Source organism: Pseudoalteromonas sp. UBA6610 (assembly GCF_002433295.1).
Taxonomy (GTDB): Bacteria; Pseudomonadota; Gammaproteobacteria; order Enterobacterales; family Alteromonadaceae; genus Pseudoalteromonas; species Pseudoalteromonas atlantica.
Window position 1 is genome coordinate 1 of the sequence record NZ_DJHW01000039.1, and the last position, 10,488, is coordinate 10,488.

Annotated in this window: 9 protein-coding genes and 3 tRNA genes; 7 read left to right on the forward strand and 5 right to left on the reverse strand. The window is 41.0% G+C overall.

Annotation, left to right across the window (positions count from 1 at the left end):
• The 3 genes from B4F91_RS05360 to B4F91_RS05370 all read right to left on the reverse strand — a co-directional run bounded on the left by B4F91_RS05360 (position 1) and on the right by B4F91_RS05370 (position 273).
• Positions 1-77 (reverse strand) — tRNA-Asn (locus B4F91_RS05360).
• Between the two features lie 21 nt (positions 78-98).
• Positions 99-175 (reverse strand) — tRNA-Asn (locus tag B4F91_RS05365).
• A gap of 21 nt (positions 176-196) precedes the next feature.
• Positions 197-273 (reverse strand) — tRNA-Asn (locus tag B4F91_RS05370).
• A gap of 1,062 nt (positions 274-1,335) precedes the next feature.
• Between B4F91_RS05370 and B4F91_RS05375 the strand changes: the two genes are divergently transcribed.
• The 5 genes from B4F91_RS05375 (at position 1,336) to B4F91_RS05395 (ending at position 7,618) form a co-directional block, all read left to right on the forward strand.
• Entirely contained in the window at positions 1,336-2,706 is a 1,371-nt protein-coding gene (locus B4F91_RS05375) for an MATE family efflux transporter (RefSeq protein WP_055255642.1), read from the forward strand.
• A gap of 4 nt (positions 2,707-2,710) precedes the next feature.
• Positions 2,711-4,705 (forward strand): excinuclease ABC subunit UvrB, encoded by a 1,995-nt coding sequence (gene uvrB, locus B4F91_RS05380; RefSeq protein WP_286745312.1) that lies wholly within the window; start codon positions 2,711-2,713, stop codon positions 4,703-4,705.
• On the forward strand, positions 4,706-5,659 hold the full coding sequence (locus tag B4F91_RS05385) for a class I SAM-dependent methyltransferase (protein ID WP_286938784.1): 954 nt from the start codon (positions 4,706-4,708) through the stop codon (positions 5,657-5,659).
• A 148-nt stretch (positions 5,660-5,807) separates the two neighbouring features.
• Positions 5,808-6,479, forward strand: coding sequence for a tRNA (adenine(22)-N(1))-methyltransferase (locus B4F91_RS05390; RefSeq protein WP_286938783.1), 672 nt, complete (start codon positions 5,808-5,810; stop codon positions 6,477-6,479).
• Positions 6,480-6,580: 101 nt separating this feature from the next.
• Positions 6,581-7,618, forward strand: a complete 1,038-nt coding sequence (locus B4F91_RS05395) for a hypothetical protein (RefSeq protein ID WP_286938782.1) — start codon at positions 6,581-6,583, stop codon at positions 7,616-7,618.
• On the opposite strand, the gene B4F91_RS05400 is transcribed toward B4F91_RS05395, so the two are convergent.
• Positions 7,615-7,857, reverse strand: coding sequence for a hypothetical protein (locus tag B4F91_RS05400; RefSeq protein ID WP_024034198.1), 243 nt, complete (start codon positions 7,855-7,857; stop codon positions 7,615-7,617). The genes B4F91_RS05395 and B4F91_RS05400 overlap by 4 nt on opposite strands.
• A gap of 344 nt (positions 7,858-8,201) precedes the next feature.
• On the opposite strand from B4F91_RS05400, the gene B4F91_RS05405 reads away from it, so the two are divergent.
• Positions 8,202-8,651 (forward strand): methyltransferase family protein, encoded by a 450-nt coding sequence (locus B4F91_RS05405; RefSeq protein ID WP_286938780.1) that lies wholly within the window; start codon positions 8,202-8,204, stop codon positions 8,649-8,651.
• A 100-nt stretch (positions 8,652-8,751) separates the two neighbouring features.
• Here the strand turns inward: B4F91_RS05405 and queC are convergent, their stop codons facing one another.
• Positions 8,752-9,408 (reverse strand): 7-cyano-7-deazaguanine synthase QueC, encoded by a 657-nt coding sequence (queC, locus tag B4F91_RS05410; RefSeq protein ID WP_004589469.1) that lies wholly within the window; start codon positions 9,406-9,408, stop codon positions 8,752-8,754.
• Between the two features lie 145 nt (positions 9,409-9,553).
• Between queC and queE the strand changes: the two genes are divergently transcribed.
• On the forward strand, positions 9,554-10,219 hold the full coding sequence (gene queE / locus B4F91_RS05415; RefSeq protein ID WP_004589468.1) for a 7-carboxy-7-deazaguanine synthase QueE: 666 nt from the start codon (positions 9,554-9,556) through the stop codon (positions 10,217-10,219).
• The last annotated feature ends 269 nt before the right edge of the window (positions 10,220-10,488 follow it).

Here is a 10,488-nt window from a genome sequence, read left to right on the forward strand (position 1 = left end):
TGGCTCCCCCTCCCCGACTCGAACGGGGGACCTGCGGATTAACAGTCCGTCGCTCTAACCAACTGAGCTAAGGGGGAACTACATCATAAACATAAACTTGGCTCCCCCTCCCCGACTCGAACGGGGGACCTGCGGATTAACAGTCCGTCGCTCTAACCAACTGAGCTAAGGGGGAATCATTTATGATTGAAAAACTTGGCTCCCCCTCCCCGACTCGAACGGGGGACCTGCGGATTAACAGTCCGTCGCTCTAACCAACTGAGCTAAGGGGGAAGCGTCATGCCTTTCAACGGGGCGAAATATTAATGATGGAGCCGCAAAGTGTCAACATATAAAAGTCATAAATTTAAAAAAGAAGTTTATTCGTTGTTTTTATGTTCGATCTGCGCATTTTATAACTCTATTTATGCAAAACACGGCGGTAAATCTCTATTTAGACTCACACCAATGTGAAAAAAACAGCGCCCATAAAATAGCCATTGTTTAATTTATGTGTAAAAAATGCCGCTGAGACAAAATTTATCGCGGCAAATCAGTAAATTTGTATTTAACCTGGTTGTCATAAAACCGAGTATAAATTTAGCTAGCAGATCTTTTTAAAAAATCCAGCAGGGTAGTTTTTTCGTATTACCGTATTTAAGAGGGGTTAAACTAATAAAGCCGTGGCTGAAAACTTTATTTTAAAAAGCTGTACAAAAACAAAACAATCAATAAGTTGCTAAATATTTGCGTAAACTAATTAAGTCACTTATAGCTGTATTAGGCACAAAGATTTGGCTTAGCTTAATTTTTTGTTTGCAAGCATTGATAAGTTTTTAACTTTAACTTTGAGCAAAGGTTGGACCTGAGCTGAATTTTAGCCAGCGCGCAAGCCTTTATAAATGCGGGCTCAGCTGAGTTATCCACGGTTTCTGTGGATAACTCTGTTTATGAAACTTTAAGAACACTGTCACGACCAGAGTTTTAGGGCGCTACAACGATTTCAAGCTTTTAAAACGATTTTTTTATTACTATAAAAAACATAGGGTTATAAATGCATGCCGAATTACCATGCAACGATGAGTAAATTAATTCGTTACGATAAAGATTAATACCGCGCTGTGTAAAAATTCAGCGAATTTGCAGGGTTAAATGTTAAAAAAGTAATAAAAATGTTCACTTATTGTTTTTTGGCGCTCTAAGGGCGTATTTGTGCACAAATGCTTAAAAATTCAACTTTAGCTATTTTTTTAATTGTTGCTTTATTATTAGTATGAAATCCATTGATAAATCCGTGGCTTGAATTGCTATGATGCTTTAAAATGGCTCGCTCAGTAAAAGAGGCTTATTTATTCCATGCGCGAAACTTCACATTCTCAATCACGCCCAGATTTACTTAACGATCCCATCTTGCCTACATTGAAAAAAATGACCATCCCGATGATATTTGGCATGGTCACGCTAATGATGTTCAATATAGTCGATACATTTTTTATCAGTATGTTGGGCACAGAGCCCCTTGCGGCGGTAAGCTTTACGTTTCCGGTAACCTTTACGGTAATAAGCCTAGCTATAGGTTTAGGTATTGGCACATCAGCGGTGATAGCGAAAGCCTTAGGCAGTAATAAAATAGAAGAGGCGCGTTTTGATGCCAGTGTGTCGCTTATTGTGGCGCTACTATTAGTTATTTTACTTTCGTTTGTTGGATATTTACTAATCGACCCAATATTCACTTTATTAGGGGCCGGACAATTAGTGCTGCCACTTATTCATGAGTATATGAATATTTGGTTTATTGGCAGCGTATTTTTAATTACCCCCATGATAGGTAATTCGGTATTACGAGCCAGTGGCGATACTAAAACACCCAGCATAGTAATGGGTGGGGCAGGGCTTATTAACGCCATACTCGATCCTATTTTAATATTTGGCTGGGGCCCAGTACCGGCATTAGGCATTCAAGGTGCCGCTATTGCCAGTGTTATTGCCTGGGGCGTAGCGGTTATTATTATTTTATATGTGCTGGGCATTAAAAAGCGGCTATTAAGCTTAAAAGCCGGTAATCAAACTGCGGCAAGCGCAATTAAAAAAGTACTTAAAATAGGTTTACCCGCAGCGGGGGCTAACATGCTTACCCCAGTAGCAATGGCAGTGATGACCGCACTCGTTGCCAATCATGGACCCGAAGCGGTTGCCGCTTTTGGTGTGGGCAGCCGTATTGAATCAATTGCCAGTATCTTAGTGCTGGCCTTATCGATGACATTGCCTCCTTTTGTTAGCCAAAACTTTGGGGCGGGTAAATTAGGCCGCGTAAAAGAGGCGTACATTGGTACGCTTAAATTTGTGATGATATGGCAATTTGCTATTTATATTTTACTCATTGCGCTGTCAGGGGTAATAAGCCAATTATTTGGTAAAGAACAAGCTGTAATCGATGTTATTAAGCTCTTTATATACACCATACCGCTAAGTTATGGTTTTCAAGGGGTGATCATTTTATCAAATTCATCGTTTAATGCTTTACACAAACCTATGAATGCATTGTTTTTAAGTATTATTCGTTTGTTTGTGTTTTATCTGCCTTTTGCTTATGTAGGCAGTATGCTAGGTGGCTTAATTGGCTTATTTATTGGCGCTGCAATCGGTAATGTATTCACAGGGTTAGTCGCGTACAAATGGTTTGTAAAAGAGCTAGATGCAATATGTAGTAACACGGTAACGGAGTAAATGAATGAGTGATCACTTTGAGCTAAAGTCACAATTTAAACCCGCGGGCGACCAACCCACAGCGATTAAACAGCTTGAAGAAGGCTTAGAAGCCGGGCTTGCGCATCAAACCTTACTCGGTGCTACAGGTACAGGTAAAACATTTACCATGGCCAATATTATTAGCGATTTAAATCGCCCAACAATAATAATGGCGCATAATAAAACACTAGCCGCGCAGTTATATGGAGAAATGAAAGAGTTTTTTCCTAATAATGCAGTTGAGTATTTTGTATCTTACTACGATTACTACCAGCCAGAAGCCTACGTGGTTGCCAGCGATACGTTTATAGAAAAGGACGCCTCTATTAATGAGCACATAGAGCAAATGCGTTTAAGTGCTACTAAGGCATTGCTTGAGCGCCGCGATACCATAATAGTGGCTTCTGTGTCGGCTATTTATGGTTTGGGCGACCCCGACTCATACATGAAAATGATGCTGCTTTTAAAAGTAGGCGAACAGGTCGACCAACGCGATATGCTGCGCCGTTTAGCTGAGCTGCAATATACCCGTAACGACATTGACTTTAGCCGTGGTACTTACCGTGTACGTGGCGAAGTTGTTGATATATTTCCTGCCGAGTCAGATACCTATGCAGTACGCGTAGAAATGTTTGATGACGAAATAGAGCGCCTTAGTATTTTTGATCCCCTTACTGGTGCGGTAGAAAAACACATAGTTCGCGCCACTATTTACCCTAAAACGCACTATGTAACGCCTCGCGAAAAAATTCTTGATGCCATAGAAAAAATAAAAGCTGAGCTTAAAGAACGCAGAGCACAATTATTAAGTGCCAATAAATTAGTAGAAGAGCAGCGCATAGCGCAGCGTACACAATACGACATAGAAATGATGACCGAGCTTGGTTATTGCTCGGGCATAGAAAACTACAGCCGTTATTTGTCGGGGCGTACACCGGGCGATCCGCCACCAACATTACTCGATTATCTTCCTGATGATGCATTAATGATCATCGATGAATCGCACGTAACCGTATCGCAAATTGGTGCCATGTATAAAGGCGATAGAAGCCGTAAAGAAAACCTAGTTGAATATGGCTTTAGAATGCCATCGGCGATGGATAACCGCCCATTGCGCTTTGAAGAATTTGAAGCCATAGCACCGCAAACTATTTATGTATCGGCAACGCCGGGTGATTTTGAATTAGAGCGCAGCGCAGGCGAAGTAGCAGAGCAAGTTATACGCCCAACGGGCCTGTTAGACCCAGAAATAGAAATACGCCCTGTAGGCACTCAAGTAGATGATTTACTCTCAGAAATTTATAAATGTGTAGAAAAAGGTGAGCGAGTACTGGTCACTACGCTTACCAAGCGCATGTCAGAAGATTTAACCGATTACTTAAGCGAGCACAATGTAAAAGTACGTTACCTGCACTCAGACATAGACACAGTAGAACGCGTTGAAATAATTCGTGATTTACGCGCCGGTGTGTTTGATGTGTTAGTGGGTATTAACTTATTACGAGAAGGCTTAGATATGCCCGAAGTGGCGCTAGTTGCCATTTTAGATGCCGATAAAGAAGGCTTTTTACGCTCAGCACGTTCGCTTATTCAAACCATTGGTCGTGCTGCTCGCCACCTCGACGGGCGCGCCATTTTATACGCCGATAAAGTCACTAAATCGATGGACAAAGCGATTAGCGAAACCCAGCGCCGCCGCGAAATACAACACGCCTTTAATATAGAGCACGGCATTGAGCCGCAAGCCTTGGTTAAAAAGATCACCGATATTATGGATGTGGGCGAAGAAGCCGCACCACAAGATAACCTTAAGCTGGTACGTAAAGAGTCTAAAAAAATACTCAGTGCGAAAGAAATTGCCTCACAAATTAAACAGCTTGAAAGCAAAATGCATGCTTACGCCAGCGACCTTGAATTTGAAAAAGCCGCGTCTGTACGCGACGAAATACACGAACTACAACAACAGTTGATTAACTAAATGACACCCGATTTTTCGCCCCTAATAAGCGCGCTTGAAGATGCGCCATTACTACAAAACGAACTATGCCGCGTATTTCATGGCCGCGGCCATAGCGTGGCATCGCTAAGCCATATTAATTTAGACTTTTATCCGCCAAGCTTGTTTTTAATTTCGTACGATGAAATTGACGAAGCTACGTTAAATACACTGACCAGTACCCTTTGGGCGTGGGCGCAGCAGCATCACCCTGAATTGATATCTGCATTGGTGTATCAACAGCGCGCGGGTGTACAAAGCAGCAATCGTTTAGTGCATGGTAATCTTCCCTCGCCACATGTGGTAAAAGAAAACGGCATTGGTTTTTTAGTGGATTTAACAAGCCGCCAAAACACCGGAATATTCCCCGATATGCGAAGTGGGCGTGAGTTTGTCTCTGCCAATAGTAAACATGCAAAAGTACTTAATTTGTTTTCATACACGTGTGGTTTTTCGCTTGCGGCAATGCAAGGCGGGGCCGATCACGTTATGAACATGGATATGAGCAAAGGCGTACTTAAAGTAGGTAAGCAAAACCACCAACTTAATGGTTTCGAGCGCGGAGTGAGTTTTTTACCGCACGATATTTTAAAGTCGTTTGGTAAATTAAAAAAAGCAGCGCCGTTTGATTTAATTATTGTAGACCCGCCAAGCTTTCAAAAGGGCAGCTTTATTCTAACTAAAGATTATCAAAAGGTGCTGCGCAGATTGCCCGAACTACTGTGCGATACCACACAGCTTTTATTATGCGCTAATAGCCCAGAGCTTAGCGAAGATGCGTTTAAAGCTTTAATAAACGAGCACACCCAAGGAGCAATAGAATTTGTTGAGCGCCTTGCACCAACGGCCCGTTTTGTAGAAGTAGACAGCAATAAAAGCTTAAAAGCGTTAGTGTATAAAACGGCGTATACCGCAACTTATACCAATTCGCAATAATACTTAATCATTTTAAGGGGCTAAACGTGTCGCTATCTGTGTTAAAAAACTCTCATTTAGAACAACTAAATAGCGAATTTTTTGCTTAGCTATCAACACGTTTTTCCAGCCTCAAAATAGATCACTTAATTAAGCTAATTGGTATTAAATGAAACTGAGTAAGCGTTTAAACGCAATTAATGCGTTAATTACTAACCCCGTTGATGTTATTTGGGATTGCTGCTGCGATCATGGTTACTTAGGCATTGCACTATTAAAGCGCCGCGCTGCAAAACAGGTTAATTTTGTCGATGTGGTAGATAAAATAATGGCCGAGCTGAGCGAGCACCTTACAAATATTAGCCAAACACTGCCAAGTAATGCGCAATATAAAGTACATTGCCAAGATGTAAGAGAAATAAAGCTCGTTCCAAATGCGTTAAATACTGTGGTTATTGCTGGTGTTGGCGGCGAGCTGTTACTAAAACTTGTTGCCGGCATTATTAAAAACAATTGCGCTGCATCAGTAGCAAGCACCCGCTTTATAGTTTGCCCTATACACCATACTTATCATTTGCGCAGTGGTTTAGCCAAATTAGGCTTAGGCCTTGAAAGCGAGCAATTAATCACTGAAAACAACCGCTATTATGAGCTTATAGAGGTAAGTCAACGTAGTACGGCGTTGCTCACATCTACCGGTAACAGCATGTGGGATTTAAATCATGCATCGCACAGGCAATACCTTAAACAGTTACTCAATCATTATAATAAAATGCTTAATAAAGATGAGCTTTATTATCAAAAAGTTATAACAGATTATAAAAAGCTCAGCGACGCTTAAAAATGGCTTATTTAGCGCTAATAGTGTGATCTAATGCAAGGCGCAAAAACGTAACATCAACATAGATTATATCGCCTTGAGCGAGATTATTTGGTTTATGTATGTCAGATAAAAAAAGTCGCATTGAGCCGCTGCTCAGTGCAGAGCAAAAATGGCAAAACAGCTACGAGCAGCCAATTTCGTATGCTCCATTAGTGCAACTTGCTAATAACAGCTGGATAGTTCCACAGCACTTTTTACGCTATAAACACACCTTACAAAGCGTTAATCAAGTGCTTCAAAATATAAGTTTTTCAGCGCACTTTAGAGTGCTTGCTGCACAAAAAGATCAGCAACTTTATTTACAAGTTGCCGTACTCAGCCCCGATAATTACAAAACCAGTAGTTACGCGGGTGGGGGCACAGCAAAAAAATTACTGTTTGGCAGACGCTGGATAGTAGAGGAAAACTTACCAACCTCCGAGCTTATTCAAACAGCGTTTTTAGCGCTTAAAATAGCGCGAGAGCACGAGGTAAGAGAGCTGTTTCAACTTACTCACAGCAATAATACCACCAGCACGCCATTTAATAATCATCATGATTTACCGGTTATGGCACAAAATGCAGAGCTTGTTATTGCACACGCGCCGCCGGGCAATGGGGAGCGTCATACTATTGATCAGTTATTAAAACGGGTAGTATTTGCAGGTGCTAAGGTATCACTAAGTGCTATGCAGCAAATAAGCTCGCAGCAGTGGTTATACACCTTAAAATTACACTGCGACACTTGTCAGCTTACTGAATTTAATAATAAAACCTTTGCATTTTTAACCAGTGATAGCAGCGCAAATAGCTTTTTACATGGCCTTATTAATGCCCTGGTTGATATTAGTAATGAGTATGTGAGTGAGCAATTTAAATACCAAGGGTTTGCCCGATTTAGTAAACACAATTGCGTAGAAAAAATAGGTGCTCTTAGTGTGGCAATGCGCTCGCCAAAAGTGTTGGGGCTGTGCTCGCTTGGCAAGCAACATGCAAATAAGCTTAATTTTGAAATTGATAGTTCGCGTGCGCCACAAGGTTGCGGCCAAGCTATAGATGGGTTTTTAGCTGCCCATGGTATAGAGCAGCCAGAAAATGCACATTTATACCGTTTTTAAAGGCGGTTAATTTCTTCTTTTGTGGTGTAGCTTGAGTCTGTCACTATGGCCTCAAGCGTTTGCACGCGCTCTTTTAAAGCAACCACTTGGGCACTTACCTCGGCCAGTTGTTTATTTGCATCTTGGTTGCTATCTTGCATTTTGTGTTTAAATTCAAGGTGCTTTTTGTACATATCGTAAATAACCCCAGAGCCAACCGATATAAGCACAATAAGTACTATCATTGTAGTGCCTGACATAACCACTTCCTTTTTATAGTTTTAACTGTTGCATAAAGTATAACCATATTTAGCAGCGGTTAAACCTGACAATTGTAACTTTATTTGTCGATTGCAGCGTGGAGTTGTGTTCATCATTGATACACCTGCGTTATTGTTTAATAACTAATGGCATAATTAATAAGTCTATTTGAGATTAAACCGTGTGACTTTAAAGCCAACATTTTTATTGTGCTGCTTTAATCAGCAGTTTTAACGCGCTCTATGCCAGCGTTAACCTTGTATTTAATTGTGTATTAATGCAAACGGGTATAGTGTTTACAGACTTATAGAACTTTATTTTATAATCAATACAGTGAGTTGCTATGTTAAATAATAAAATACCTCCGGTTATTGTCGTGCTCGTTTTTGCAGGCATTATGGCGTTAATAGCCCATTACAGTGTGATTGATTTTACAGCGTTTATTGCCTATTTAGCAGCAAGCTTAGTCATTATAGGGTGCGCATTTTGTATAGCCGGAGTGCTGAGCTTTAAACTTGCACGTACCACAGTTAATCCAAATAAGCCCGAGCAAGCATCAAAGTTGGTAACTAGTGGCGTATATAAAATTTCACGTAACCCTATGTATGTGGGCTTTGCGTTTATTTTAGCTGGCTGGGGTATTTGGCTTAGTTCGTTGTGGGCACTTTTATGTGTTGTTGGGTTTATTGCTTATTTAACGTTTTTTCAAATAATTCCTGAGGAGCGGGCGCTTAGCAAATTATTTGGCCAAGAATTCACAGAGTATAAAAACAAAGTAAAACGCTGGTTGTAATTTACAAGCAAATACAAAAAAGGCTATCGAGATGATAGCCTTTTTGCGTTTAGCGCTAATAAATTAACCGTGTTTTCACTGAAAACCCCGCAACTAGCGGTTATTCGTATTCGATTGGATCAGTGACGTTATTAAGCGAAAATGCCTCTAAACGTTCTTGGCAGGCGCCACATTTACCACAGGCTTTTTCGCGTCCGTTATAACAAGTCCATGTTTGGCTGTAGTCTAAGCCCATTTTTATGCCATCGGTTAAAATATCAATTTTGGTGTTATTTAAGTACGGGCTAAAAATTTCTACAGCGTCGTAGTTAGCAATACGACATACATCATCCATTTTTTGCACAAACTCAGGACGGCAATCAGGGTAAATAGCATGATCGCCCGAATGCGCGCCATAATATACTTTGCTTGCTTTTAAAGACACAGCGTAACCAACCGCCAGCGAAAGCAAAATCATATTACGATTAGGCACTATGGTGCTTTTCATGCTTTCTTCTTCGTAATGACCTTCTGGTACATCAATATCATCAGTTAGTGATGAGCCACCAATAAGCTGGTTAATAGCTGATATATCTACAATTTTATGTGGAACATTAAGTTTTTCACACACGTTTGCAGCCACTTCAAGCTCTTTAACATGACGCTGACCATAGTCAAATGAAAGGGCATAAACATCATGGCCTTGTTGTAAGGCTTTATTTAATACGGTAAACGAATCCATACCGCCGGAATAAATAACAACTACTTTTTGCGTCATATCTGGATTGCTCTTTAGTTTTAATAGAGGTTTATATCAGGGCGCGATATACTACACGGCCGCAGCTTAAATAACAATTTTTGGGCAGCGCTTTTTCGTCTTTTATAGTAGCAATTTTGCAGCTAGGCAGTAAGTGAGATCTCTTTTGTACAAAATTAATGAAGTGTTTGAAACCATCCAAGGTGAAGCAAGTTTTACCGGCACACCCTCAATATTTTTGCGTTTGCAAGGCTGCCCAGTGGGCTGCGCATGGTGTGATACTAAACAAACTTGGGAAGTCGATAACGTGTACAAAGTATCGCTTGATGAAACGGTAGAAAAAAAAGCCGATTCAGATCATTGGGCCGATGCCAGCGCCGAGCAAGTACTTGAGCTGTTTAAATCACGTGGCTATACAGCAAAGCATGTTGTAATTACCGGCGGCGAGCCGTGTATGTACGATTTAAACCCAGTGTGTAAGCTATTGCACGATAATGGCTTTACAACACAAATAGAAACCAGCGGCACCTTTGAAATACTCGCCCCTGAGCAAACCTGGGTTACCGTATCGCCTAAAATAAACATGCGCGGCGGTTACGAAGTACTTACCAGCGCCATGAAGCGCGCCAACGAGATAAAGCACCCAGTAGCGATGCAAAAGCACGTAGAAGAGCTTGAAGCGCTATTTGCCAAAACAGGTGTTAACCCGAAGCTTGTATACTTACAGCCAATCAGCCAAAAAGTGTCAGCCACTAAATTAGCCATCGACACCTGTATTGCCAAGAACTGGCGTTTATCGGTGCAGGTACATAAGTATTTAGGGATTAGCTAAAGCGAAAGAGCAGCTGTAAGTGCTTAGCTGTAAGCGATAAGCTGCTCGGCGTTAAGTTATATTACGTAGATACAAGGTTGGGTTGAGTGAAAAGAAACCCAACACCATAACTCCATTACTCACTCTTTATATAAACCACCACACCAGCTTATTTAAACACGTAGGTCGGATAAGCGAAGCGCCATCCGACACAGTAACTTATTTAAGTTTCGGCGAATATCAATAGCTAATTAATTTATGATGTATGAAGTCAAGATTTGATAATCATA

Excerpts from the sequence above, each read along its gene's own strand:
- B4F91_RS05390 (WP_286938783.1), top strand. The coding sequence starts at position 5,808 with ATGAAACTGAGTAAGCGTTTAAACGCAATTAATGCGTTAATTACTAAC.
- B4F91_RS05375 (WP_055255642.1), top strand. The coding sequence starts at position 1,336 with ATGCGCGAAACTTCACATTCTCAATCACGCCCAGATTTACTTAACGAT.
- queC (WP_004589469.1), bottom strand. The coding sequence starts at position 9,408 with ATGACGCAAAAAGTAGTTGTTATTTATTCCGGCGGTATGGATTCGTTT.
- B4F91_RS05395 (WP_286938782.1), top strand. The coding sequence starts at position 6,581 with ATGTCAGATAAAAAAAGTCGCATTGAGCCGCTGCTCAGTGCAGAGCAA.
- B4F91_RS05405 (WP_286938780.1), top strand. The coding sequence starts at position 8,202 with ATGTTAAATAATAAAATACCTCCGGTTATTGTCGTGCTCGTTTTTGCA.
- B4F91_RS05400 (WP_024034198.1), bottom strand. The coding sequence starts at position 7,857 with ATGTCAGGCACTACAATGATAGTACTTATTGTGCTTATATCGGTTGGC.
- uvrB (WP_286745312.1), top strand. The coding sequence starts at position 2,711 with ATGAGTGATCACTTTGAGCTAAAGTCACAATTTAAACCCGCGGGCGAC.
- B4F91_RS05385 (WP_286938784.1), top strand. The coding sequence starts at position 4,706 with ATGACACCCGATTTTTCGCCCCTAATAAGCGCGCTTGAAGATGCGCCA.